1 protein-coding gene is annotated in these 542 nt (G+C 30.6%); it reads left to right on the top strand.

Going from position 1 to position 542, the window contains the following annotated elements:
* Nucleotides 1–244 precede the first annotated feature (244 nt).
* Nucleotides 245–542, top strand: a 298-nt coding sequence (locus IDG60_RS27200) for a VOC family protein (RefSeq protein WP_206160402.1), incomplete at its 3' end; no start/stop codon positions are given.

The raw sequence follows: 542 nt of genomic DNA on the forward strand, positions 1-542 counted from the left end.
CTTATGTATCTAAAAGCATTTTTTAAACTTGAATTTTAAAACACTAAACAACACATACGTCTCTGTGTCATTTTCATTTTTTGTATGTCATATATATGTTTACTTCATTTAAATCAATTTCATCTTACAATTTATCGTGTATTTTACAAAAGATTGACTTCAATTCATCGTAAAAGTTATACTTTTGCCATTTTTTAATGTAACATGGTGTTAGTAATAAAAATACTACATTGAGGTGTTTTACATGACAGCATTATTCCCTTATATCGCTTTTGAAAATTCAAAAGAAGCCCTTGCATATTACGAAGAAGTATTTGGTGCAACTGACGTTAAACGTTTAGAAGTTGGCGAAGAACAAGCGTCACATTTTGGTATGACTAAGGAAGAAGCGCAAGAAGCAACTATGCATGCTGAATTTGAAGTGCTTGGCGTAAAAGTGCTATGTTCTGATTCTTTTGGTCGCGCTGACAAAATTAATAATGGCATATCATTATTAATTGATTATGATGTTAACAATAAGGAAGATGCTGATAAAGTTGAAG

This window comes from Staphylococcus sp. EG-SA-2 (assembly GCF_017152085.1).